Origin of the sequence: Stenotrophomonas sp. GD03877 (genome assembly GCF_029840555.1) — a bacterium.
GTDB lineage: Bacteria > Pseudomonadota > Gammaproteobacteria > Xanthomonadales > Xanthomonadaceae > Stenotrophomonas > Stenotrophomonas geniculata.
This window is the reverse complement of the sequence record NZ_JAOCCT010000046.1, coordinates 1-24,625: the sequence shown is the minus strand read 5'-3', so window position 1 is coordinate 24,625 and position 24,625 is coordinate 1. Positions and strand designations below refer to the sequence as shown.

Below are 24,625 nucleotides of genomic sequence, written 5' to 3'. Positions count from 1 at the left end.
GCCCCATGCCCCGCCCCCGCCCCAATCCAAACAAAAGTCCGGAAACACTTCGAGCCATCGAAACGCTGCTCCTCTGGGAGGGGCAAGTCACCAATGAGCGAGTACGCCAAGTGTTTGATCTGCATATCACCACGGTAAGTCGATTGCTAACCCAATATGCTGAACTCAATGGAGGCGGCCTTGAGTACCGAAGCCATGTGCGCGGATACGTGGCGATGTCTGGCTTCAGACCCCTCCTAACCGAAGGGCTGATCGAAGAGTACCTTGCGTTTGAGCGCCCCCAGGAAGCTACAGGCTTTATCGAGAGCTCCCAGCTTATCCTCGGCGGCGTTGAACGACGCCACTTCGCACTGCTTAATCGTGCCTGCAGAGAGGGCAAGGGGCTCGTTGGCGAGCACCGGTCCATGCGCAACCCAGCACCTCGCACCAAACGACTGTTCCCTCATGCGCTGGTGCAGGCAGGCAGGCGCTGGCATGTTCGCGCATTTGTCATCGCCGAGGACGAGGCGGAAGCCGGACGCTTCCTGGACCTGTCTATAAATCGGCTGAGCGGCTTGAAACAGCTGGCTGATCCTCGGCCAGAGCGGGCCGAGCCTAGCCAGGACGCCGCCTGGCAGACACAGGTAGAGCTGTCGATCGTCCCCCATCCGCATCTGACACCAGATCAGAAGGATATGGTGCGTATCGAGTATTTCGGAGGTAAGGCAGCCTACAGGTTAAGAACCCGTGCCGCACTACTCCAATACCGACTACATGAACTGCGCTGCGCCACCGATGCAGAGAAGGAGCCGCCGAACGAATTTCACCTCTGCGTCGACGATCCAACCGCGATCCAACCGTGGCTATTTGGCGAGCTGAATTAGCGGATGGCATGATCGTAGCCAAACTTGAGGCCCGGCACGGATACCGCGCTACCCCTGCCTGGGTAGCTACCCTACATAGGAACCGTATCAGATGGACGCCATTGGCATTCAAAGCCAATTCTCCGTCTGTACCTCAATGATCAGGTCGATGAGCCGTGCCCTCGTGTCCCTATCGATCGAGCGCCAAATGCAAACTACCGCCCCAGCTGCGGCATGGTCCGGGGCATTCAACTCTAGCCCTTCGCTTACTCGGCATTGAGGTGACCAATCCCTACCTAGGCGATTACTGATTGCCCACTTCATAAACTCATGGCACTCTGGGTTGGCATCATTCTGGTCACAGGGGGCCAGGTATGGGCAGTCTGCATCAAATCCACAGTCGCAACGGCCGTATCGGTGCCGGAACCGATACGAAGCCAGAGGATATCGACGCTATCGTCACGGCGCTTCGTAAGGACGGGCGTGGTCATTTGCTGCTTTACTTTCACGGGGGCCTGGTCGACAAGGCCGCGGGTATCGGTATTGCCCAGCGACTTGAGGGGCGCTTTTCTCAATCGGCCTATCCGGTTTTTTCCGTGTGGGAGTCGGGTTTCGTTGAAACGATCCGCAACAACCTGCGCGAGCTGCCGGATGAGCCGGTATTCAAGAATCTGGTGCGCAAGGCGCTAGAGTACGCGCTCCGCCGCTTGGGAGGTAGCAACGGCGCCCGGACCATCACGCCGGGCAACGTCGATGCAGGGAAGGTCCGCCAGGCAGTTGATACATATTGGAGCGATCCCAGTCGCAATCACGTGCCCTACCGTGATTTCAAACCTGTAGTGGGGCCCTCAGGTGCGCGTGCGGCGAGTGCGCTGATCGACGACGCCGAGATCGAAGCCGACTTGCAAACCGACAGCGAGTTTGTGGTCGCCATGCAAACCCTGCCAACCGCGTTAGACGAAGCACGCGATGCATTCATCGGGGGCGGAGCGAGCGTTCGAGATACCCCGTTCTCGCAGGCGGTATCAACGCAGGTCGCCGGGGTCGAGGGAGGCCGCGGGTTGATCGTCTGGTTCAAAGTTTCCCTTCTGGTGAAGCGCATCCTGCAGGGTGTTCTGCGTCGGTACGCGGATCAACGCGATCACGGCCTGTATGCAACGGTCGTAGAGGAAGTGTTGCGTGGTGTTCATTTTGGTGGCAGTGGACTCAATGAATGGGGCAAGGCACTCCAGTGGAACCGCATGAAGCAGGACTCACTCGATGCGTTCGGCGACGGCTCCGACCTGTATGCCGGAACTGCGCTGCTGGAGCGGCTGCGTGCCGCCCATGCCTCTGAAGGGCTGCTATCGAGGATCACTCTAGTCGGCCACAGCACTGGCGCCGTCTACATCGCCAATTGGCTTGACAAGGCATCAGAGCTTCTGCCGGCCGAGATTGCATTCGACGTCGTGTTCCTGGCGCCCGCCATCACCTACGAGCGCTTTGCCGCCACGATCACCCAACATGGCGATCGCATCCGTCACTTCCGCTTGTTTGGCATGCGCGATGAATTCGAACGGGACGATCAGGTCGTCGGAGACGACTCTAAATTTCCCAATGGGCAGGACTGGAAGCGCTTCATCTATCCCAGCTCCCTCCTCTATCTGGTGTCGGGTGTCCTCGAATCGCGCCCAAATTCCGACGGAACGCTCGTCGACGAACCGGACATGCCGCTGCTGGGCATGGAACGCTTCTTCGCTTGGCACCACATCTACTCAGATAGCAAGTTTCCCGAAATAGGTGCAGTCCGCGCGTGGCTCGGAGCTGCACCGAACCGTACGATCTGGTCCAAGTCCCAAGGACAGACAGCAGGCTTGAACAGCACAAGCATTGATCACGGAGCTTTCGACGACGACGAAGATACGCTGCTCAGCGTTGAGAGCCTCCTCGGCGGATGGTGACATCTTCGAGAGCACGCCAAAGGTGCCCTTGTGTACGCAACAGGGAGAGATGTGGACATGCCGCGAGATGATCACTACGCGATCGTGCTGACAATTAACCGTTATCCCGGCCTGAGTGACCTCCATGGACCTGAGAACGATGGCGAAGAGTTCCGGCAATGGCTCCTCGATCCGGAGTACGGCGACCTGGACACCCGACGTATCCAAGTCATACGGTCGCAGGATTATGGCGTGGCAGCGACCCCGGACGACGCAAACCCGACCGAGAAGGAGCTCAAGAAGGCGCTTAATCTATGGCTGCGCACCCCGAACGGATGGCATGACCGCATTGGACAGCGCTTGTATCTGTTCTTCGCCGGACACGGGTTCACAGCCGGTTCGGCGATTCACGACCCGGCACTATTCTCGGCCGTCGCGCAAAACGGCGACACGGCGCATATCGCCGTCCTGCGTTATGCGTCGAAAATCGCCAACGCGGGTTTCTTTGATGAAATCATCCTGGTAACGGACTGCTGCCAGGACGTACTCAAGGCGAGCCAGGTGCTCGAGCCGACTTGGACCCCGCCGGACCGGCAACGAACGGCACACGTCCGATTGTTCCAGGCGTATGGAGCGCCGCGGGGACGTCAGTCCTTTGAGCGCAACATTGGCCCGGCCGGGCAGTCTCGCGGCCTGTTCACTAGCGTCCTACTGGACGCGCTGCGCAGCGCACCGCCTGACGCCGACGGATGGGTGACGGATCGCGCCGTCGCGGACTACTTCCAGGTGCTATGGGCCGATCGCTACGAACAGGAAACCGGATACACGCCACCACTGACTCCCGCAACGAAGCGGATTCGAATATATCAGCGCCCGGCGTCGGCGCCAGCTTCCGCGCTCCCACGCCGGGTTGCCGTCGACCTGAGCCGCATCATTGCTAAATTCGCGGCCATCGACCGGCAACCGGATCCTGACATCTCACCTTACCCACCCGCGCCGCCCACCGACATGACGCCAAATGGGCAGCTACGCAGTAGCCAGCTTCGCCAGCTCGAGCATCCCATCGTGGAGCTGACCCCGGGTCTGCATCTCGTCGTTACACCAGGGAATCTACCCGACGTCGCCTTCGAGGTTCCCTACCCGGTGCTGCCAGCTGCAGGCAACACCCCTCCCGTTGCTGCACCTATCGACATGCCCGCTTTGCGAACCGACGAGGTTGCAGCGCAGCCGGTGGTGTTGAGGACGGACAATCCCAACGCGCAGATCACGGTGCTCGATGCTAGCTACGCTCGTGTCAGCATCGGTACGGGAGTGGTCTCGCTGTCCTTAGCTCCGGGACTCTACAAAGCCCTGGTGCACGTCGGGGCCGAATCGGCGCAATCGCTGTTCGTTGTTGCGGATGCGCCCCTCGACCAGCGGTTGCCCGGGCCCGAATTTTCCGCGGCTGCGCCCGTCATCGGCACGTCAACCACGCACCAAAATCAGTCCCTTCATGCCGCTGAATACTCGATGATTCCGACGGAGCCAAGCCGCGATCTCAGCGAAATCGGTGAGGTCTTTGTCTTCGCGCGCGACTCCAGTTTCAGTCCCGACGGCTCTCTAAACCCCGCGCCACCGTGGCGGCAGTGGCACCTCAGTTCCCTTGTAGGGGCAACCTTGGAGGAGCGCCTCATCCACAGTGGTACGGACGACAGGCTCGGCTACGCCTACCTCAAATTAGCAGCAACAGCTGGCAGCCTCGCACTGCGAACGGCCAGCCCTTGGGACGAGTCGAATGAAGACGGACTGGTCGTCCCGGTGATTAAGGGGTGGCGTACCGAGATCTACCTTGACTGTACCTCAGCTCCGCCAACCCCTCCGATGGTGGACACTCAGGGCGCACGAATGCTCGACTTGGCGACTGCCTCCATCCATCTGGTCCGGATGGGAAGTGCGTCACTGCTGTTCGATCCGATCGGGCTTGCGACGGAGGCGGCGCGAGCGCAGCTTACAGTCGGCCGGGAGGTGGCGGTGCCATCAACCGAGCAAGCAATGGCCAGCCCGATGTGGGCCTTGTACGCGGCCCTCGCTGCCTTCCAGCGGGGCGGGCAGCACATCGATACCGTTGGACAATGCGTTGCAGCCGTTCCTAAGGAAATCAGGGAGGGTCTATCCGATTTTGCGGTGCTCGCGCAATGGCTAGGCCTATCGAACGTGGCCCATCCGCTCCGTAACCCACCCGCGCTGGCGGCCTCATGGAGCCTTGCCTCAAAGCTGGAGGCGCGAGGCGGACTGGCCTCCGAACTGTTCGAGGAGATCGGCCAATGGCGGTCCGGTGGGAGTCTATGGACTCTCTGGCAGCGTTCAGTTGATGACCGCTGGTTGTTGCGAAATCGGCTTTCTGACCAGGCTATGGGCACTCTGAAGGGTAATGCACAGGGGATTGACGACGCGGCAACCCCGCAAGTGCTCGCCCCCGCCTGGTCACTGGACACCTGGGTTCCGGTCGAAGACGGCCTGAGGTGTCCTAATCCCACCCATAGCCCCTTCCAGCAAGCACTCCGTCGGCGTCTTCTGGATGCGCTGGCTGAGCGCCACACCGATGCCGACAGCGGCGCCTTCACCACTGTGTCGCTGCCACCCGAGTCCGATGTCTTCGCCTTGGCAGCGGAGCTCATGCTGTCGCCGATATACGCCATGGCCGCCTATAGCAAGCTGTATGCGGAAGCCCGCCGCCAATCCGACCTGGGCCCTCTCATCGAGTGGGTAACGGTGAACGGAGATGAACCCGACCCAGACTCGACAGCCACCAAGTCGAAGCGCAGCACTCACCTGCAATCAATGGACGACTACTGAGAGGCGAATCGTAAGCGCGGCCTTCACGCGAACCCCATCCAAGTATTCTTAGCGGTGTCTAGGCAAAGTTGTCCCAAGTCACTGCCGACCTGCGTTGCCAGCCCGAAGCGGTTATAGGTCAAGAATCTAGATGAGGTGCGACGCCCGGCCTACAGGATGACATCCTCCCGCGTGTTAGGCGGCTCTCAAGTAGCGCCATTTCTTGGTGGTCCTTGTGCCTTCGCTGTGGCAGTTTGCGATTCGGACCTCACACTACTCACATAGAATGCTGAAATGCCGGTAAGCGCCAATCTCGCCTACGACCTTCTCAAGACCGTGAGCAAACTGGAATTCCAGCTCCGACGGCACGGGGACTTCTTCCGGAAAGACCGGACGGGGCAACCGACGTCCGACGTGGCTTGGCGCAAGGTGCAAGAGCGCGTCCGAAAGTTGGGCGACGATTTCGCGTCAGAGGTTCCTGAGTCGGCGCGTGCGCGCCTTCTCTGTCAACGCGATGAGCGCCCCATGAAGCAGATGATTATTGAAGAGAACGGGAACTTGGTGGCCCGCTTTTGCCCCTGCCCATTGGATGCCGAATCGGATGCGGTCGCGCTGGTGGAAGCCATGCGGCAAGTCCGCAACAACCTCTTCCATGGTGGCAAAGAAGATTCGGAAGTGGATCCGTACGAAGAAGACAACGATTGGGTCTACGCCGCGACGCAGGTTGCGATTGCTCTCCAGCATGCGTTGTCTAACGGACGGCTCGACAATCGCGAATGAAACCACCTCACGAAACTCTCGGGACGGCCCTAGGCCGTTGACGAGCGTGCAGCAAGGGGCGACGCGGCGATTGGCATAGCGCTAGCTAAGGCGAGGGGTGCCGACTAAACGCAGCATTGGCCGGGGGCATTCATGGTAGGTCGGTCACATCAGATCCGTAATTCTGAGATCATCTGGGTCCGATCTTCTGAACCAGGCACGCTTGCGCGCCAAAGGCCGATGCTCGAATGATCGCGCACCTCGTCGAACTATCTCTCGCCCAAGGAGCTCAATAGCTGACTGCTTCCATGATCCTCTGGATGTAGTGACTAGTACGACCTTTTTCCCAGGGAACATGTTGCTCCTAACAAACTCCCAAGCCGGCGGCGCTGGGCAACCACGCCAGATGGGTGTTCCCAAATAGATAGCGTCATAGGGAGCTAGATCCATCCACGCGGGATTTATCCACGCGTCATCAAGACCCCCATCAGCCATAGCATTCACCCACCCGGCCAAGCCCAATGAGTAGTCAAATGCTTCGACAGCACGCAGATCGGCGTGTAACTGGTTCGCCAGATAACTAGAGGCTAAGGCGGTGTGCCCAGAGCGAGAGTAGTAGACCACCAGGGCATCGGGTAAAGGAGATCTCGATGGGGCCGGCGCCTTTAGCTTCTGAAGTTTCTCCAGCCTTCGTCGCGCTGCCCACACGACACAGCAATCAATCACCTTGATCCCAGCGGCAAGCGCGACGATGACTACGACGAGCTTGGTGATTAGCATCATTCAGTACTCTCCATCATGCACTCCCGCGTTACTTCTGTAGTCGCTCTGCGAGGTACTGCACTCAAGGACATTGCATGGTCGAACACCCGCGATCGTCGCCACCTACTATAGCGAGCGGCTAATAGTGAAGCTTCCGAACACCGGCGACTGGCGCTGGCCATAGAACTCCCGGGTGCTGTGGTAACGCGCCATTGCGAATCTCCAGCGCCCGCGCATCACCGCGATGCCGTAGCCGCCTTGGGCGACCACGTGGCGCTTGTCCACGCTGTGGCTGTTGCGGAAGGTATTGCCGTCCAGAGTGATGTCGCGGATTACCCATGCCGCGTCGGTGGTCGCAAACAAGTGCCAGGACCAGCCGCTGAGGCGGCCACCACGGGTCGGCGCGGTGTTCTCGCCGGCCGGGCGCAGCGGCGTGCTGCCGAAGTCGTCGGGCAGCTTCCAGCCGAAGCGCACTTCGCCACCGGCGTTGGCCTTGGTTTCCAGGTTGCCGATCGCACCGCCATAGTGACTGATCGCATCCCAGCCCCAGCCGCCGGCATTGACACTGGCATCGGCCGGCCAGCGGCGCATGCGCTCGTGGGTCAGCATGAACACCGGCTCGTTGTGCAGCTGGTTGTCCCAACCCTTGAACTTCTCGTCCCCTAGCGCGTCGTGCACGGCGTTCTGCACCTGCCTGCCCTGGGCCCAGGGCCCGACCACGCCCACGGCCAGCTGGGTGGTCTGCAGGCGGTCGCCGCTGCGTGCGTTGAAGCCGAAGCTGGCCAGCAGCACGCCGGCATACGGCCGGTCATCCTCGATCAGGTCGCGGCGGGTCGGGTCGGTGGGGGTGAAGATGGCCTGGCCGATGCTGAAGATCATGTTCTGCTGCTCGAACCTGCCGGGGTGCAGGCCTTCCAGGTACTGGTTCACCCAGCGCGCCATGCGCGGCAGGCACGGGTCGGCGGTGTAGTCGACCAGGTTCGGCGAGACCAGGGTCAGCTGCGCGCCGTTGGTATAGCCCTGGTCTTGGTGGCGGCCACCGAACAGGTCGTTGTCGACGCGGAAGCTGATCTGCGGCGGGTGATCGCGCATCGCGTCCGGGCCACATTGTTCGGCCGCCTGGGCCACCGGGGCTCGGGCAGCGGCCAGGAACACGAGTGCCGCCATCACAGACAACCGACTAAGCGCCAGTCTTTTCATGGGCTTGCTGCCATTTGACTCAATGTGAGGTTCAATTGAAGATCTAATGCGCTGTCGCAGTAGACCCGGAGGAAGGGGTTTGAGCCATACACCAGGCCATCAGCCGGCCGCACGCCAATTGCTTTCAAAGGCGGCGCATCCCTGCAGCAGTATCTAGCGCTCTTGGGCTCGCCAAGACGTTCGCCTGAGCAAGAGATCGTCCAGGCCCTCCCCTAGTGCCGCAACAGCCGGCGCCCCAGGTACTGACCTAGACTGAAGGGCACGTCACCTCGCTGCGAAGCAACGTCAGCCGCTCAAGATGGACGTTTCAGAATCACAGTCAGTTTGTTGATCTCTGACTGAGAGAATGGCCACCCCGCCAGCAACTCCGCATCATGTGAGGTGGGGCATATGCGCTCAGCGGGCTCGCCAGATGCGTCCAGGAATGACTCCGGTCGCAGCGAGTTTTGTGGAAGGCTCCCAATCGCAGGGCTAGCCTCCGTGCTGAGCACGGAGGCACCACCGCACTAGCTACTTACGCCGACCTATCCACGCCGAAATGGAGCTACGAAGCAATCTAATGGCCCAGACTGCGACAACCGACGCTCCGATGAGGCCTGTGACTGAGTCCAGCCACGTCACGTCCCAGATCATCCCCACGACAAGTGCAGTAATTGCGAGTGCCGTTACAGCGGTGTCCGTAGCGACGTGAAGATAGGCCGCACGAAGATTGGGACTCCTGCGCGCATCGGCCCCCTTCTCGTCAGCATGGCGCTCATGCGGAACGTGGCAGTGATCAACCGCAGCACCTTCGCGATGGTAGGCAGAATGTAGCCACCGCGCTGAGAATATATTTGTAATCAAACCCGCAACGGCGATGGCAAGCGCTTCTGAGTACTGAACAGCCTCTGGCGCATGGAGACGCTCCGTCGATTCATAGGCCATCGAAGCGGCAATCCAAAGCATGATCATCGCGCTTACGCTCGCCGCGATGAGCTCAACCGCTAGCACCCGAGCCGCGCGCTCTGGGCGGCTCTGATTCCGCTCAGCGTACCAAGCGATAGAAAGTGCGAACAGGAGTACCAGCACGTGAGAGCTCATGTGCCAGCCATCTGCGAGAAGAGCCATCGAGTTGAAGGCCCATCCTCCAGCAATTTCGACGGACATCATGACCGCAGTGAGAGTCGCGGCCTTCGTAATTGCCCGTGCGTTGCCGGTGCTCTGTACGCCCTGCAGAGTCCGCTCGTGCATTGCGTTGGGGGGAAGCAAGGACATGGTCGAAGACTCCAGGCTCTGAGCGAAAATGTATACGCCGGTGGCGTACTGTCAGGAAGTACCGCCCCTTGCATGCAAGGGGCGGCATTTACACTGCTTAGGAGAGAACGCCGCTGAGTCGTGCAGCATGCGCGGACAGCGCATCCATGAGCGGCGGGTTCAACACGTCGTACGGCTCCAGGGACAGAGCCTTCAGGCGGCTACGGACGCCGTCCATCTGTTCCGGCCTTGCGCCGCCGCCTTCGATGATCGAAGACACGAATGCGGCGAAGCGCGGTTCTTCCCAGCCCTTCTGTTCGGACAGTTCAACGTGAATGAAGTCCAGGCCGTAGAAGGCATGGGACTTGTTCTCGATGCGGCCAAACATGTGGACACCGCAGTCCTTGCACGCGTGGCGCTGGATGGTCGCAGCCGGATCGACAATCGCCAGCTTGTCGGCATTCGCCGTGATCGAAACGGTATCGCGGGGAACGACACCGACCACGGAGAAGATGGCGCCTTCCGGCTTCCAGCACTTGGTGCAACCACAGGCATGGTTGTGGGCCACATTGCTTGCGACGGAGATCTCAACCGGCTTGTCAGAGCACAGGCACTTCAGCGTGCCGCCCTTGAAGCCGGCGGTTCCGGCAACGACGCCGGAATCGACCGAGGGATGGATAGTTTGGTGTTGCATGGACTTAAACTCCTATTGTTGGAAGTGCAGCACCGGTTGCCCGGTGCTGCGGTGCATCAGTAGTTGATGACAGTACGAATGGACTTGCCTTCGTGCATGAGTTCGAAGGCTTCGTTGATTGCTTCCAGGCCCATCGTATGGGTCACGAACGGAGCCAGATCGATCTCACCCCGCATGGCGTCTTCGACCATGCCAGGCAGCTGGCTACGGCCCTTCACACCACCGAAGGCGCTGCCAATCCAGCGACGACCGGTCACGAGCTGGAACGGACGGGTGGAGATCTCCTGACCAGCACCGGCCACACCGATGACAACGCTCTGGCCCCAGCCGCGGTGTGCACACTCCAGCGCCGAACGCATCACATTGACGTTGCCGATGCACTCGAAGCTGTGATCGACGCCCCAGCCGGTCATCTCAACGATGACTTCTTGAACCGGACGGTCGTAATCCTTCGGGTTCACGAATTCGGTTGCGCCGAACTGCTTGGCCAACTCGAACTTGGACGGGTTGGTGTCCACTGCGATGATGCGACCAGCCTTCGCCTGACGAGCACCCTGGATCACCGCCAGGCCGATGCCACCGAGGCCGAACACGGCCACGCTGTCACCTTCCTGCACCTTGGCCGTGTTGTGCACCGCACCAATGCCAGTGGTGACACCGCAACCGAGCAGGCAGACGTGCTCCGGATTCGCTTCCGGATTGATCTTGGCCAGAGAGACTTCGGCCACGACGGTGTACTCGCTGAAGGTCGAGCAGCCCATGTAGTGATACAGCGGCTGGCCGTTGTAGCTGAAGCGGCTGGTGCCATCAGGCATCACACCCTTACCCTGGGTGGCGCGTACGGCAACGCACAGGTTGGTCTTGCCGCTCTTGCAGAACAGACACTCACCGCATTCTGCGGTGTACAGCGGGATGACGTGATCGCCGGGCTTCACACTGGTCACGCCCTCGCCCACTTCGACAACGATGCCGGCGCCTTCATGGCCCAGCACCACCGGGAACAGGCCTTCAGGGTCATTGCCCGACAGGGTGAATGCGTCGGTATGGCAGACACCAGTGCTGGTGATCTTCACCAGTACTTCGCCCTTCTTCGGCGGAGCAACATCGATTTCGACGATCTCGAGCGGTTGACCGGGACCGAATGCAACGGCTGCACGGGATTTCATGTGAGTTCTCCTTGGGTGTAACGAGATAAGTGCGACAACGGTCTTTGGGGCGAGCTTGATCAGTGGTACATCGGGCGCGCCGCCCCTGGCGCCGGCTCTAGAACGCGTTTCAATCAGGTCGAATGCGCCTACAGCATTCTTCTTGGCGAGCTGTTGGGACCAAGTATTGGACTTCGATGGATTGCTGTATATGGAACAGATTGGATTTCATAATTCCTTGCGTTGGAATTGTTGACTCGCAGCTCCGCCCCTCAGCTCGCCCGCATCAATGCAACTTGAGGCGAGGCTCCGTACTCCGTCCCAATGCGTCTGCCAGCATGCGCGCAACCACCCGGCGTGTACCGAACAGGCTCCTCTGGTGCATGCGATACAGTGAGATGTAGAACATCCTGGCCAGCCAGCCCTCGACCTTGAATGACCCCATGAGGTTACCCATCAGCGTGCCAACGGCGCCCTCCCTCGACAGGGACACCAGCGATCCATAGTCTCGATAGGTGAAGCTGGGCAGCGGGCGTCCCTCGATACGGCGGGTAATCGCCTGCGCAAGGAAGTGAGCCTGCTGATGAGCGGCCTGTGCCCTGGGGGGAACGTTTGTACCGCTGTGTCCATTCGGGCAGGCTGCACAATCCCCGAATGCGAAGATGTTCGGATCCTGCGTTGTCTGCAGCGTTTCAGATACCTCGAGCTGGTTGATGCGATTGGTCTTTAGGTTCCCGAGGGATGCAAGGAAGACGGGAGCACGGATGCCCGCCGCCCATACCTTCAGCCTCGCAGCAACCTTGATGCCATTGGCGAGTTGCAGGCCCTCTTCATCCACTAGGGTCACAGCCGAGCCACACATGACACGAACGCCTTCATGTACAAGTCGCTCGGCGACCGGCAGGCTCACGCGCTCTGGCAGAGCTGGCAGCACTCGCGGACCAGCCTCGATAAGCGTGATTTTCAGATTCTCGGGAGAGATCTTGTCCAGCCCATAAGCGCTAAATTGCCTTGCAGCATCACGCAGCTCGGCCGCCAGCTCGACACCGGTGGCGCCGGCGCCGACGATCGCAACCTCCAGTGTTTCTGACTTGCCGCGCGCTTGCGCGCCCATGTACTCGCTCAGCAGCCGCTTCTGGAAAGCAATGGCGGCATCGGGATCGTCCAGGAACAGGCAATGATCCGCTGCACCGGGAGTTCCAAAGTCGTTCGTTCCGCTACCCACGCTGATCACCAGGGTGTCGTAGGAGATCGAGCGACGGGGCGCAATAACGTTGCCCTCCTCATCGTACAGTGGGGCAAGCTCGATCTTTCTGGACTTCTGATCCAAACCCGTCATCCGCCCCAACTGAAACTGGAAGTGATTCCAGCTAGCCTGGGCGAGATAGTTGAGCTCACTTTCTGCGGCATCCAACGCGCCTGAGGCAACCTCGTGAAGAAGTGGCTTCCACAGATGCGTCATCCGAGCATCGACAAGAGTGACTTTTGCTCGCCCTGAGCGCCCGAGCTTCCGGCCCAGCTGCGTAGCCAGCTCCAGCCCTCCGGCCCCACCACCAACAATGACAATACGATGCATTTTGATTCCCCAGGTATTTGAGTTGCCAGCGACGCCCACGAGCACTTCATGGCCCAGGCATCTAGACGTTGGTTAGTTCAGGACCTCAACGGAATGGAAGCGGAGCTGACCATCCCAATCCTTGTCGACGGCTACCTGCGCTCGTGCACGGCTTGCTTCGAGCGCTGCGAAGTCAATGTCAGCAATCGCCCACTCCTGATCGTCGGAGGTCGCTGCGAGCACGCCGTCACTGGGGAAGCCATGGTCCATCGGTGAGAGGATCATTGCCTCACCGGTGTTGACATCAAGCGCTTCACTCCAGTCGGCGACGCCAGCGGTGACCGCCTTTGCCACGAACATCCGATTCTCAAGCGCTCGCGCTCGGCACCCAACATCGACACGGGTGGCACCGGCGTCGGTGTCGGTGCAACTTGGCACCAACAGCAAGCGCACCCCTGCCTCCTGCTGGAGGCGAACAGGAAGCGGAAATTCGCTGTCATAGCAAACCGCAATCCCGACACGCTTTCCGTCCTGCTCAAACGCCGCGATGCGATCGCCAGGCTCGATGACAACTGCCTGCTTCTCGAAGCCAGTAAGCTGAAGCTTGTCCTGCCATCCGCTGCGACCATCAGCTGTGAACCACCAGGCACGGTTGCGATACATCCCATGGGATGTTGCGGTGAGGAACGTTCCTGCCTGGATGGTCATTCCCAGTTCGACAGCCAAGGTGCTATAGAGCTCACACCATGCGCTCTGATAGATCTGGAGCGACTCCAGGGTGGACCTCAGGCTAAGCTGAAGAGCTTCTGGAAGAGTCGAACCCAGTTCCAGCGACAGGTATTCCGGAAGTACTGCAAGCTCAACTCCTTGTTCCCGTGCGTCATTCAGAATTCGGCGCTGGCGCGCAGCGAACTCGGCAAAGGTCTTCGGACGACCGATCACGTACTTAGCTGCTGCAATCTTCATGTAACGTCCTCCAAGGAACGGAGCCAAAGTGAAAGTGTCTGCTCGGTTTCGTGCGTGGCCCCATGCTGCCGCCAAGGAAGAGCGACCTTCATCGCGCTCTGTTGTGCATACCCACGGCGAGTCCAGAAGCCTTCATTGCTTCGATATCCAGGTGGCCTAAGCGGATCAGTCTCCGACCGAACCACCGACGCGAAAGAAGACCACTTGAAGCCCTTTCGTCGGGCTTGCTCCTCTCTTCGATCAAAGAAGACGTGGCCCAAGCCAGCTCCTCTGTACTCCGGCCTCAGTACGGACTCCCCGCAGTAGAAGACTTCTTCTGGCCGGGGACCGTGCTCCTGGAAGGGACGAATGAAAGCGGCATCGGCGCTCAACAAAGGAAGGCCAGTCGATGCACCTACAACGTCCCTTCCATCCCTGGCCAGGACAACGATGCCCCCGTCAGACGTCGCATAATTGCGGAGGTAGTGACGCTCATAGTCCATGTCTCCTTCGTACAGGTAGGGATAGCTACTGAATATCTCGATCCGCAACTGAGCGACGCGATCGAGCCAGTCCTCGATTTCGGTGCCGACCAGTACCTCTACTCGCACGTTGGTAGCCATTTCAGGGCGCCTTGTGGACCTGGGAAATCCAGTCCTCCAGGTTGTAGTAGTTGGTGACGCGCGCAATCTTTCCATCACGGATGTCAAAGAACGCGCCACCGGGAAGAACATAGATCTGCCCTGCCGCTGCAGGGAGACCTTCGTCCGTGTGGTGGTAGAGTCCGTGCACCACGTACTCCGCGCCGGCACGCGCACCATCGCTGCTGTACATCACCACGATGTCGTGAAGCTGCTCGCTGTAGCAGGAATCCATGCGGCTCAGGAACGCGCGGAATGCGTCGATCCCTACTTCGCGACTCCCCTGATTTAGATCGTGCACAACGTCATCAGTGAGCATCGAGAGCATCGCGTCGCGATCACCGCGGTTGAATGCCTGGTAGTACTCTTCGATGTAGTTGAACTTGCTCATCAGGTTCTCCGGTCAGGTGAGGGTGTGGAGGAATTCTGGAGACCTGAAGAATTGTTGTATATGGAATTGATAGGATTTCATAATTCCCTGAAATGGAATAATATGAGCCCAACGACCATGGGGGCCTTGAGATGAACAGCGAGCTGGATCTTCTAAAGACGTTTAGGGCCGCGGCTGAGGCGCCGAGCTTTCGTGAGGCCGCTGTTCGACTGGGAAGCTCTCCTCAGGCCATCACCCGAGCGATACAGGCCCTTGAAAGTCATTACGGGGAGCTGTTGTTCCACCGAAGCACACGCCAGGTTCGCATCACGGCCTTTGGGGAGGATCTCTTACATCAGCTGCGGCCGGCGCTTGAGGGCTTAGACAAGCTGTGGCGCCCGCGAACCAAGGCGACGGCCTCACAGATTGTGGGCACAGTCCGAATTAGTGCCCCTCACAGCATGGGCTCCAGGGCAGTTCTTGCCGCCTTGGATACAGTGACCCAAAGTCACCCGGGAATTGTCTTGGACGTTCGCTTAAGCGATCGGGTTGCAGACGCTGTCGATGAAGGGATCGATGTCGGAATCCGCGTCGGCTTCATGCGTGATAGCAGATTCATTGCGAAGAAGGCAGGAGAGATGCGACTGCACATCGTTGGCTCCCCCGCACTTGTAGAGAGAATCGGAGCACCAGCGGAGACTAGCGAGCTCTCGCGGTTTCCACTGGTTGCATCGGTGGACATCAATACAGGCAGGCCCTGGCCCTGGTACCTGGCTGGAGGCGTACAGGTGGCGCCGACAGCACCGGTCTTCATTGCAGACAATGCCGACATGGAGATGGCAGGGGTCATTGCGGGCTTGGGGTTTGCCCAACTTGCTGATTACATGGCTGCCCCACTCATTCAGTCAGGTGTTCTGCAGCGTGTGATGGAAGAATTCGATCCTGCGCCGTGGGGCTTGTACGTCTATCGGCCTCAACGCGGCCCAGTCTCACCTCGCGTCAGAGTAGTTTTCGATGCACTCCATTCCGCCGTCGGAGCACTACCAAGCCTTACGCAGATGGCGCCCTCCCCCACCTCGGCCCTAACGCCATCCAAAGCAGGGAAGCGCTAATGCCGAGTCGCTTGGCCGCTCTCTGATACGGGATCTGGCCGCCATGAGCGCCAGGGACGCTCATGGTGGCCAAAAGAGCGTCGGGTCAACCCGCGCGGGCGAGTTCCTCAGCCAAGAAGGGGGCGGTACGGCTTCTCTTCACGCGAGCGACCTGTTTTGGAGTTCCTGCCGCCACGATCTGCCCGCCCGCATCACCGGCACCTGGACCCACGTCGATTACCCAATCCGCCTGAGCAACGGCACGCATGTCGTGCTCAATCATGACCACCGTATTGCCGGCATCAACGAGCCGCTGGAGCTGCACAAGCAGCCTATCCGCGTCCGAGGCATGGAGGCCCGTAGTGGGTTCATCCAGGACATACAGTGTCCGCCCGCGCTGGCTTCGTTGAAGCTCTGTGGCCAGCTTGATGCGCTGCGCTTCACCACCCGATAGCTCGGTAGCCGGCTGGCCCAGTCGAAGGTATCCAAGGCCAATCTCCTTCAGCAACTGAAGTGGGCGAGCGATCGCGTCCTCATCGCCAAAGAATTCACGTGCATCCTCGACAGTCATCCGCAGAACGTCTGCAATGTTCTTACCGTTCCAAAGCACCTTCAGCGTAGCTTCGTTGTATCGCGCACCGTGGCACGTTGGGCACGGTGCATAGACGCTAGGCATAAACAGCAGCTCGACGCTCACGAACCCCTCCCCTTCGCACGTCTCACAACGTCCCTTGGCCACGTTGAAGGAGAATCGACCTGCGTCGTAACGTCGACGCCGCGCATCTGGTGTTGCGGCAAACAGCTTTCGAACATGATCGAAAAGGCCGGTGTAAGTCGCGAGATTCGATCGCGGCGTCCGTCCGATTGGCTTCTGATCAACCTGGACGAGACGCTGAATAGCATCGACATCTCCGCCGAGGTGTCCCCCTGTCGTCTCGATGACGGTTGGCCCGTCTGCTGCCCCCGTTTCCACCGCGTCGTCTTCAGGCTCGTGTCCAAGTTGAAGCATCATCAGCTCCGGCAACGCTTGGGCGACGAGGCTGGACTTGCCCGATCCCGAAATCCCGGTCACCGCGGTGAGGATGCCCAGAGGTATCTTCGCATCAATGCGCTTCAGGTTGTGACGCTGGATGCCCTGAAGTTCCAGCCAACCACTCGCTTGACGCTCTTGGCCACTAGGGGGCGGGACCTTGTCAAAGAGGTACAACGCGGTACGTGACTCGTCGATGTCACGAAGACCATCCGGCTCTCCGCTGTAGAGCACTTTGCCGCCCCGCTCTCCCGCCTCAGGCCCAACATCCACCAACCACTGGGCACGGCGCATCAGCTCCAGATCGTGCTCCACAACAAATACGGAATTACCACCGTCGCGGAGGCGGTCCAAGGCGTCATAGAGAGCCTGGCTGTCGGAGGGATGAAGACCTGCCGACGGCTCGTCCAACACGTACACCACGCCAAAGAGCAGCGAGCTCAACTGCGTGGCGAGTCTCAATCGCTGCAGCTCGCCAGCGGACAATGTCGGCGTAGCGCGATCCAAAGTTAGATAGCCAAGCCCAAGGCCACGCAACTGACTGATTCGGCTCATCACTCCACTAGCGAGGCGCTGCGCGGCCAGGCGCTTCTCCTCCGACAGCGCTGAGGTGCGGCGGACGTCAGGAGACACCGCGTGGACCGCCCGCCCACTGGCCGCCCTATCGGCGCGATCACGACGGGTGGCTTCCTTGTTCGCCTTGCCCCCGCCAGCATGAGCACTGAAGTCTCCTTGAGAAATGGGCTCGAGCAGGGAAGCCAGTTGGTCAAGAGGCATCTGCATGAATTGACCAATGTCCACACCCGCAAATGTCACTGACAGCGACTCTGCCTTAAGGCGCTTGCCATGGCAGGTGGGACAAAGCTTACCCTCCATGTATCGCGATACGCGGCGCCTCATCAGGGCACTTTGCGTGTTAGCAAACGTGTGCAGGACATACCTACGGGCGCCAGTGAAGGTTCCCATGTAGCTCGGCTCAGTTTTACGCTTCAGGGCCGCACGCGTCTCCGCCGGCGTGAACCCAGCATAGACCGGCACAGTGGGCGACTCCTCGGTAAACAGAATCCAATCGCGGTCTTTCTTGGGAAGGTCCTTCCAAGGCCTATCAATGTCGTAGCCCAGCGTCACCAGAATGTCGCGAAGGTTCTGCCCGTGCCATGCAGGTGGCCACGAAGCAATGGCACGCTCACGGATGCTCAGCTTTGGATCCGGCACCATGAGGGCCTCTGTCACCTCGTACACATGGCCAAGGCCATGGCAGGTCGCGCATGCGCCCTGGGGAGTATTGGGTGAGAAGTCCTCGGCATAAAGCATAGGCTGATCAGCCGGATATGCTCCCGCGCGGGAATACATCATACGAATGAGGCTGGATAGCGTGGTGACGCTACCCACCGAAGATCGCGCATTGCTGGCACCACGCTGCTGCTGCAGCGCTACTGCCGGCGGGAGTCCATCGATGGAGTCAACATCAGGGACGCCTGCCTGATCGATTAGGCGTCGAGCATAGGGAGCAACGGACTCAAAGTACCTCCTTTGAGCTTCCGCATAGATTGTCCCGAATGCAAGAGATGACTTCCCGGAACCGGATACACCGGAAAAGACGACCAGTGCGTTGCGAGGAATTGAGACATCAACGTCTCTAAGGTTGTTCTCACGCGCACCGCGCACCTCTACAAGGCCGCTTGCTGCGACACTGCAGGAAGCTTCACCGAATGTGGCGTTTGGCATGTGCATGTCTCTGTAGGTTGTAGACGTTAAGTTCAGCTGGATCACTGGCCCGAAGAGGGATCGGCTTCGGTTTGCGATGCCTCTTCATCCAAGGCTCGCTGCCATGCCTGTCTCTCAGCCAAGGCGCGCTCAGCTCCCCGATCAGTGGGCCGATACCAGTTCGGCCTCTCCACACCCTCCGGCAGGTACGTCTGTCCAGCTGCGTAGCCGTCTGGCTCATGATGCGCGTAGCGATATGCTTGTCGATACCCCATCTGCCTCATAAGCTTCGCTGGAGCATTCCGAAGATGCATGGGAACTGGTAATGATCCGTGCTCCTTGACGAAGGCCCTTGCTAGATCCCAAGCCGCATAGGACGCATTCGACTTGGGGGAGAGCGCCAGATAGGTCGCAGCCTGGGCCAAGACAATTTCACCTTCAGGAGAGCCAAGTCGCTCATACGCCTGCGCAGCGTGGATGGCCAAGTGCAGAGCGCCCGGATCAGCATTTCCGATATCTTCGCTTGCCATAACAATCATTCGACGTGTGACCTGGCTCACGTCCCCGCCCCCATCCAGAATGCGCGCTAGCCAGTAGAGGGAGGCGTCGGGATCAGAGCCACGCAGTGATTTGTGAAACGCGGAGAGCTGCCAATAGAACTCGTCCCCGCCCTTATCGAATCGACGCAGTGACGGGCTGGTGGAGCGCTTGGCAAACTCAAGATCCACCTCTTCCACCCGCTTCTCAGAGGCCGCAGTTGAGACCTGCTCGAGAAGATTCAGGAATCTGCGGCCATCACCATCAGCGAAGCCCTTCAGCAGCTGCAATGCGGGATCGGAGAGGTCAACGCCTCGCAAGTGAGGTCTGGCGCGTTCGTAGAGCTTCTCAAGATCTGCGTCAGACAGAGGCTCAAGTGTGTACACCTGCGCGCGCGAAAGCAGCGCCGAGTTAACGGCCAGTCCTGGATGCTCTGTGGTGCCGCCCACCAGCGTGAGTAGCCCTGATTCAACGTGAGGTAGCAGCGCATCCTGCTGGGCCTTGTTGAACCGGTGAATTTCGTCGACGAAAAGTACCGTGGAGCGACCGCGGACGTCGAGTTCGGCCCGCGCATCATCAATGGCCTGCCTGATGTCCTTTACCCCGGCGAGTACGGCGGAGATCGCAATGAAGTGACTGTCAGTCACCATCGCTGCGAGGCGCCCCAGGGTGGTCTTACCGACGCCCGGGGGCCCCCACATGATGAAGGAGTGCAGACTTCTTGCTTCAAAGGCAAGACGCAAAGGCTTCCCCGGCCCCAGCAGGTGTTGCTGCCCAACGAACTCGTCGAGAGACTTCGGTCGTAGCAGTTCGGCCAGTGGTGCCCTTGGTTTCGCTGTGAATAGATCTGCCAAGGTGTTCTCCTTCGGGAAGTCAGTTGCGAGTGTGCATTCAGAGCGTCTTGGCCCCTATTTCAGCTTCCCATCCAATGAGCCGCTTGTGGCATTGCTTGCTTTTTCACGGAGGATGATGCGAGCCCCTCTGTATCCAACGCTGTGATTCCATACCCAGCTCATTGCGACGCTCAGGCGATTTCGCACTCCGATAAGGAAGTAGATGTGAGCGAGCTTCCAGATCCACCATGCGATTCCTCCGCTCAGCTTTAGCTTCCCCATATCGATTACTGCAAGGCTGCGTCCAATCGTGGCGAGGTTGCCCTGGTGCCGGTACTTGAATGCAGCGGTCCTCCGCGCCCCTGTTATCAGCCCTTCAATCTGGCCCGCGACGTACTTGCCTTGCTGCTTGGCCGCCGGCGCGATTCCAGGAACGGTCTTTCCGTCCGCAGTGGCTGATGAAGCAGTGTCCCCGATCACGAAAATGTTGGGGGAACCAGGCACCGTTAGATCAGGGCCGACGATTGCGCGCCCCGCCCGATCTGATTCGGTGTCGAGCCAACGTGCGGCTGGAGACGCCTGAACTCCCGCTGCCCAGACGATTGTGGATGCCGCCAGCTTCTTGCCATTGAGCATCACCCCATCAGAGGCGCACTCGGTGACAGGGGCCCCCAACAAAACGGATACCCCAAGCTTCTCGAGGGCGCGCCTCGTGTACTCGGAGAGCTTTTCAGGAAAGACGGGGAGCAGCCGCGGACCCGCCTCAATGAGAAATACCCGGGTTTTGCTGGGATCAACTGACCGAAAGTCATCCTGCAGCGTGCCACGCGCCAGCTCCGCGATGGTTCCGGCAAGCTCGACACCTGTAGGCCCACCACCAATGATCACAAAGGTTTGAAGGGCCTCTCGAACCTCGGGATCATTGCAGAGCTCCGCTTGCTCGAACGCGCTCAAGATCCTGCCTCGAATGGTTGTTGCATCCTCCAGGCTCTTCAGGCCTGGAGCGTACTTCGACCATTCGTCATGCCCAAAGTAGGCATGTGTTGCTCCCGTAGCGAGCACAAGGGTGTCGTAAGGGTATCGAGTGCCGTCCTGAAGGATCACTTGGCGGGCAGCTTTATCCACACCCTCGACCTCCGCCATGAGGGTTCTGACCTCCGGGCGGTCACGGAACAGATAGCGGATCGGCCATGCGATCTCCGACGGTGACAGTGACGCACCAGCCACCTGGTAGAGCAGCGGCTGGAACAAGTGATAGTTCCGCCGGTCAATGATTGTTACATCGACATCCACTCCTTCAAGGTGCGTGGCGGCCTCCAGTCCGCCGAAGCCCGCCCCAACGATCACAACTTGATGACGATTTCTGGAGGTCTTGATCACGGCAGCACTCCTTGGTTAGGTGTTCAGCGCCGATGCGTGGTGCTTGAGATGATCGGCAATGAAGCTGGAGATGAAGTAGTAGCTATGGTCGTAACCATCGCGAAGGTTCAGCGAAAGCGGATGATTCACCTTGGCGCATGCATCTTGAAGCAGTTCGGGGCGGAGCTGATTCTGCAAGAAATCATCGCTGAGCCCTTGATCCACGAGCAGGGGCAGGCGCTCCTTTGCATCTGCAATCAGCTCCACGGCGTCATACTGCCGCCACTGCTCCTGATCTCCCCCCAAGTAGGCCGAAAACGCCTTCTGGCCCCAAGGAGCCTGGGTGGGTGCCACGATCGGAGAGAAGGCGGATACGCTGCGATAGCGACCTGGATTTCGCAAAGCGATGACCAAGGCACCGTGGCCGCCCATTGAGTGGCCGCTAATTGAGCGAGCCTGGCTAACAGGGAAGTTCTTCTCAACGAGAGCAGGCAGCTCACTTACAACGTAGTCATACATGCGGTAGTGGTCGGACCACGGTGCCTCGGTGGCATTGACGTAGAACCCCGCACCTTGGCCGAGATCGTAAGCTGGATCATCCGCGACGGACTCTCCGCGCGGACTTGTATCCGGAGCAACGATGGCAATGCCATGCTCAGCAGCGAGCTGCTGCACTGCAGACTTGGTGATGAAGTTCTGCTCTGTGCACGTCAGGCCAGAGAGCCAGTAGAGAACAGGTACCGGGCCGCTGGACGCCTGCGGAGGGAGATAGACTCCAAACTTCATGGTGCAACCAAGGCTGGATGATTCATGCTGGTAGACGTCCTGCCATCCACCGAAGCTTGCGTGACGCTCAATGCGTTCCATTGTTCTTTCCTCTGAGTTGAATTTGATAGGCCATCTATCGCGAATCGAATGTGGCCTTAAGCGAGGCTTTAGGCCTTGTCCTCGACTGCCGAGTCACCGTGTGCATGCCTGATCCTTCGGACAATCCACCAAATCAGCAGCAATACAGCGGGAACCAAGATCGCAGTGACGGTTGCTGCGATGTCATGCGTCCCAGGCAAACCCTTGAGCAGGTATGCGAGAAGACTCACGACGTAGTACGAGATGGCGGCCACCGACAAACCTTCCACCGTCTGCTGCAGGCGCAGCTGAACCTTCGCCCGTTCATTCATGGACGCCAGTAGGTCGCGGTTCTGCCGCTCGAGCTCAACATCAATCCACGACCGGAGGAGCGAGATCGAGCGCGTCAACTTGTCTGAGAGCTTCCCCTGTCGCTCCTTCACTGACTGGCAAGTTCGCATGGCCGGTGCAATCCTTCGATACAAGAAGTCCGCCCAGGTGCTATAGCCGGCAACTTGATCCTCCGCCAACGCATCCAGTCGCTCTTCAACAATTTCGTAGTAAGCCCGACTTGCACCAAACCTATAGAGATTTGCCGCGGCGTCCGCCTCCAACTCTGCAGCCAGGCTGGTCAAATCCGAGAGGAGCACGTCACTGTCACGACGTCCGCCGGAGGCCCTGCGCATCTCTTCAGTAATTGCAGCCAGACGCGCCTCCATGCGACGAAGATTCGACGTCATGGAACGAGTCAGCGGTAGCGCTAGGAGGGCAAGCGTTCGGTATGTCTCGACCTCGAGCAGTCGTTGCGCCAGCGCTCCTGCCCGCGCCGGAGTCAGGTCGCGATCAAGGATGAGCATGTGGGTTAGCCCTTCCTCGTCTTGACGGAAGTCGGTCACAATGGCCGCGGCACCGTTCTCAACCAGCGAGTAGCAGCGGCTGACGGGATCAAAGCAATCTATTTCCTTCTCCGCCTCCGCGGTCCAAGGCAAAAGCCTGACGCTAACAGCCGAGATCACGGGTCCTGGCGGCTTGAATCCCTGTCTAAACGGGTTGTCCCCACAAGGCTCACCTGTTTCTGAGCTCAGTGGTGCGCTCCAGAGGTAGGAAGAGAACTCAGTGTGCTTCTCGCAGTGCAGATCACCCTCATTCCACGTAAGCGCGTGATGAGGTGTGGTGTGATCCTCGACTGCAGCCCCCATACGACCTGAAAGATCGTCGATCGCGGCACGATCTCGACTCATGTCCCCTTCTGTCATGAAGGAGAGCTGGAGAAGGCTTCGCGGAGACTGGGTGAGAAGGTGCGGTCGCGCATGGACTTCCTCAACGGCGGCGCGGCGGTCCGCGTGCGCCGGCATCCCATATACGTAGCCTTCTGCTGGCGTGCCTGCAGCTTGGCTCAGGCCGGATGGGTCATTCATACATAGCCTCAAGAATGGATGATCTTCTAAACACCGCTCACGGGAGGTCTATCACTTGCTTGTGCGATAGCTCAGCGAAAGGTCGTGTGGTGGAGCCGGCTCTGGTGTAGGGCGGTAGTGGGAACCACAACAAGCTGGGAGGACAGCACCGCATAGATCGCAGGCCCTTGCTCTCCCACCTTCCAGCCAGGCGCGGACCGCATGGGAGTCGCAACGAGGCTGGAAGCTCACTTCAAAGGGCCTCCCATGACTCAGTCAGATGCCGAAGGCAACGATGCCGACAGAGATTGCCCGCTCCAAGAAATACAGACAGGCGCAACTCGACTGACATCATCCAGCATGCCTTGGAGCCTCCTGGAAAGGCCTCAACGTCCTAGTCGTGACGCCCTAACCCACGAAGGGGTTAGGAATGGCGGGTTCTACTTGGAAATGAAGTAGTTCGGACACCCATAGATTGCCTCCTCTACTTAGTACTAGCGCCATCAAGCAATGTCGCGAACTGACTAACGGAGATAGGAGCGGACAATAGAGATGGTCTCGTCAATCGACTTCCTTTGAGAGTCGGTGTGGGTGTCGCTATGCGGGAACTCTTCACGCAGATAGCTCTCCAGAACCGTCGCCATCAAACCATTGACCGCCCCGCGCACAGCAGCAAGCTGCTGAAGTACTGCAGCACATTCCGCCCCGCTCTCCAGAGCCTGCTCCAATGCAGCCACCTGTCCGCTGATCCGACGTACGCGGGTAAGGGCCTGCTTTTTCTCCCGAGGGCTGTGAGGCATTGCGCACCTGTCCGTATCACATGAGGGAACGATACTATACTCCCCGATAGTATGCAAGCTAGCAATCTGCGAGGGTCTTTAACTCCGTCAACTGAGTCTGCGCCTGATTTCGAGCCGCCGCCAGAGGCCAGTGACAGACCCCTCCC

General features: G+C 59.5%; 19 protein-coding genes. 5 read left to right on the top strand and 14 right to left on the bottom strand.

The window, feature by feature from the left end; translation table 11 throughout:
- Positions 1–5: 5 nt before the first annotated feature.
- The 4 genes from N5D20_RS22750 (at position 6) to N5D20_RS22735 (ending at position 6,355) form a co-directional block, all read left to right on the top strand.
- Entirely contained in the window at positions 6–863 is an 858-nt protein-coding gene (locus N5D20_RS22750; protein ID WP_146027645.1) for a hypothetical protein, read from the top strand.
- Between the two features lie 353 nt (positions 864–1,216).
- Positions 1,217–2,782, top strand: coding sequence for a hypothetical protein (locus N5D20_RS22745; protein ID WP_017354470.1), 1,566 nt, complete (start codon positions 1,217–1,219; stop codon positions 2,780–2,782).
- A gap of 57 nt (positions 2,783–2,839) precedes the next feature.
- Positions 2,840–5,596, top strand: a complete 2,757-nt coding sequence (locus tag N5D20_RS22740) for a caspase family protein (RefSeq protein ID WP_017354471.1) — start codon at positions 2,840–2,842, stop codon at positions 5,594–5,596.
- Between the two features lie 273 nt (positions 5,597–5,869).
- On the top strand, positions 5,870–6,355 hold the full coding sequence (locus N5D20_RS22735) for a hypothetical protein (protein ID WP_017354472.1): 486 nt from the start codon (positions 5,870–5,872) through the stop codon (positions 6,353–6,355).
- A gap of 867 nt (positions 6,356–7,222) precedes the next feature.
- Here N5D20_RS22735 and N5D20_RS22730 read toward each other — a convergent pair.
- From N5D20_RS22730 to N5D20_RS22695, 8 genes are all read right to left on the bottom strand, one after another.
- Positions 7,223–8,263 (bottom strand): lipid A deacylase LpxR family protein, encoded by a 1,041-nt coding sequence (locus N5D20_RS22730; protein WP_017354473.1) that lies wholly within the window; start codon positions 8,261–8,263, stop codon positions 7,223–7,225.
- Positions 8,264–8,806: 543 nt separating this feature from the next.
- Positions 8,807–9,550, bottom strand: coding sequence for a cation diffusion facilitator family transporter (locus tag N5D20_RS22725; protein WP_049400906.1), 744 nt, complete (start codon positions 9,548–9,550; stop codon positions 8,807–8,809).
- A 97-nt stretch (positions 9,551–9,647) separates the two neighbouring features.
- Positions 9,648–10,223, bottom strand: a complete 576-nt coding sequence (gene gfa, locus N5D20_RS22720; protein ID WP_005413334.1) for an S-(hydroxymethyl)glutathione synthase — start codon at positions 10,221–10,223, stop codon at positions 9,648–9,650.
- A gap of 56 nt (positions 10,224–10,279) precedes the next feature.
- Positions 10,280–11,389 carry an S-(hydroxymethyl)glutathione dehydrogenase/class III alcohol dehydrogenase gene (locus N5D20_RS22715; RefSeq protein WP_005413335.1) on the bottom strand — a complete coding sequence of 370 codons (1,110 nt, stop codon included), beginning with the start codon at positions 11,387–11,389 and terminating at the stop codon, positions 10,280–10,282.
- 265 nt (positions 11,390–11,654) lie between these two features.
- Entirely contained in the window at positions 11,655–12,944 is a 1,290-nt protein-coding gene (locus N5D20_RS22710) for an NAD(P)/FAD-dependent oxidoreductase (RefSeq protein WP_037590709.1), read from the bottom strand.
- A gap of 72 nt (positions 12,945–13,016) precedes the next feature.
- Positions 13,017–13,889: a carbon-nitrogen hydrolase family protein gene (locus N5D20_RS22705; RefSeq protein WP_017354476.1), complete on the bottom strand. Its 873-nt coding sequence runs from the start codon at positions 13,887–13,889 to the stop codon at positions 13,017–13,019.
- On the bottom strand, positions 13,886–14,491 hold the full coding sequence (locus N5D20_RS22700; protein WP_017354477.1) for a GNAT family N-acetyltransferase: 606 nt from the start codon (positions 14,489–14,491) through the stop codon (positions 13,886–13,888). The genes N5D20_RS22705 and N5D20_RS22700 overlap by 4 nt, the downstream gene beginning before the upstream one ends.
- Before the next feature lies 1 nt (position 14,492).
- Positions 14,493–14,900, bottom strand: coding sequence for a ketosteroid isomerase-related protein (locus N5D20_RS22695; protein ID WP_017354478.1), 408 nt, complete (start codon positions 14,898–14,900; stop codon positions 14,493–14,495).
- A gap of 131 nt (positions 14,901–15,031) precedes the next feature.
- Between N5D20_RS22695 and N5D20_RS22690 the strand changes: the two genes are divergently transcribed.
- Positions 15,032–15,991, top strand: coding sequence for a LysR family transcriptional regulator (locus tag N5D20_RS22690; protein ID WP_017354479.1), 960 nt, complete (start codon positions 15,032–15,034; stop codon positions 15,989–15,991).
- 85 nt (positions 15,992–16,076) lie between these two features.
- Here the strand turns inward: N5D20_RS22690 and N5D20_RS22685 are convergent, their stop codons facing one another.
- The 6 genes from N5D20_RS22685 to frmR form a co-directional block, all read right to left on the bottom strand.
- Positions 16,077–18,728 (bottom strand): excinuclease ABC subunit UvrA, encoded by a 2,652-nt coding sequence (locus tag N5D20_RS22685; RefSeq protein WP_026070507.1) that lies wholly within the window; start codon positions 18,726–18,728, stop codon positions 16,077–16,079.
- 41 nt (positions 18,729–18,769) lie between these two features.
- Positions 18,770–20,098, bottom strand: coding sequence for a replication-associated recombination protein A (locus tag N5D20_RS22680; RefSeq protein WP_005413341.1), 1,329 nt, complete (start codon positions 20,096–20,098; stop codon positions 18,770–18,772).
- A 54-nt stretch (positions 20,099–20,152) separates the two neighbouring features.
- Positions 20,153–21,457 (bottom strand): NAD(P)/FAD-dependent oxidoreductase, encoded by a 1,305-nt coding sequence (locus tag N5D20_RS22675; RefSeq protein ID WP_026070508.1) that lies wholly within the window; start codon positions 21,455–21,457, stop codon positions 20,153–20,155.
- A gap of 15 nt (positions 21,458–21,472) precedes the next feature.
- A complete protein-coding gene (gene fghA, locus N5D20_RS22670) occupies positions 21,473–22,303 on the bottom strand; it encodes an S-formylglutathione hydrolase (RefSeq protein WP_017354482.1) in 831 nt (276 codons plus the stop codon).
- 68 nt (positions 22,304–22,371) lie between these two features.
- Positions 22,372–23,700: a DUF3422 family protein gene (locus tag N5D20_RS22665; RefSeq protein ID WP_026070509.1), complete on the bottom strand. Its 1,329-nt coding sequence runs from the start codon at positions 23,698–23,700 to the stop codon at positions 22,372–22,374.
- A 503-nt stretch (positions 23,701–24,203) separates the two neighbouring features.
- A complete protein-coding gene (frmR, locus tag N5D20_RS22660; RefSeq protein WP_017354484.1) occupies positions 24,204–24,479 on the bottom strand; it encodes a formaldehyde-responsive transcriptional repressor FrmR in 276 nt (91 codons plus the stop codon).
- Positions 24,480–24,625: the final 146 nt, after the last annotated feature.

Excerpts from the sequence above, each read along its gene's own strand:
- N5D20_RS22690 (WP_017354479.1), top strand. The coding sequence starts at position 15,032 with ATGAACAGCGAGCTGGATCTTCTAAAGACGTTTAGGGCCGCGGCTGAG.
- N5D20_RS22725 (WP_049400906.1), bottom strand. The coding sequence starts at position 9,550 with ATGTCCTTGCTTCCCCCCAACGCAATGCACGAGCGGACTCTGCAGGGC.
- fghA (WP_017354482.1), bottom strand. The coding sequence starts at position 22,303 with ATGGAACGCATTGAGCGTCACGCAAGCTTCGGTGGATGGCAGGACGTC.
- N5D20_RS22665 (WP_026070509.1), bottom strand. The coding sequence starts at position 23,700 with ATGAATGACCCATCCGGCCTGAGCCAAGCTGCAGGCACGCCAGCAGAA.
- N5D20_RS22695 (WP_017354478.1), bottom strand. The coding sequence starts at position 14,900 with ATGAGCAAGTTCAACTACATCGAAGAGTACTACCAGGCATTCAACCGC.
- N5D20_RS22730 (WP_017354473.1), bottom strand. The coding sequence starts at position 8,263 with ATGGCGGCACTCGTGTTCCTGGCCGCTGCCCGAGCCCCGGTGGCCCAG.
- N5D20_RS22710 (WP_037590709.1), bottom strand. The coding sequence starts at position 12,944 with ATGCATCGTATTGTCATTGTTGGTGGTGGGGCCGGAGGGCTGGAGCTG.
- N5D20_RS22740 (WP_017354471.1), top strand. The coding sequence starts at position 2,840 with ATGCCGCGAGATGATCACTACGCGATCGTGCTGACAATTAACCGTTAT.
- N5D20_RS22705 (WP_017354476.1), bottom strand. The coding sequence starts at position 13,889 with ATGAAGATTGCAGCAGCTAAGTACGTGATCGGTCGTCCGAAGACCTTT.
- gfa (WP_005413334.1), bottom strand. The coding sequence starts at position 10,223 with ATGCAACACCAAACTATCCATCCCTCGGTCGATTCCGGCGTCGTTGCC.
- N5D20_RS22745 (WP_017354470.1), top strand. The coding sequence starts at position 1,217 with ATGGGCAGTCTGCATCAAATCCACAGTCGCAACGGCCGTATCGGTGCC.
- N5D20_RS22735 (WP_017354472.1), top strand. The coding sequence starts at position 5,870 with ATGCCGGTAAGCGCCAATCTCGCCTACGACCTTCTCAAGACCGTGAGC.
- frmR (WP_017354484.1), bottom strand. The coding sequence starts at position 24,479 with ATGCCTCACAGCCCTCGGGAGAAAAAGCAGGCCCTTACCCGCGTACGT.
- N5D20_RS22715 (WP_005413335.1), bottom strand. The coding sequence starts at position 11,389 with ATGAAATCCCGTGCAGCCGTTGCATTCGGTCCCGGTCAACCGCTCGAG.
- N5D20_RS22700 (WP_017354477.1), bottom strand. The coding sequence starts at position 14,491 with ATGGCTACCAACGTGCGAGTAGAGGTACTGGTCGGCACCGAAATCGAG.
- N5D20_RS22685 (WP_026070507.1), bottom strand. The coding sequence starts at position 18,728 with ATGCCAAACGCCACATTCGGTGAAGCTTCCTGCAGTGTCGCAGCAAGC.
- N5D20_RS22750 (WP_146027645.1), top strand. The coding sequence starts at position 6 with ATGCCCCGCCCCCGCCCCAATCCAAACAAAAGTCCGGAAACACTTCGA.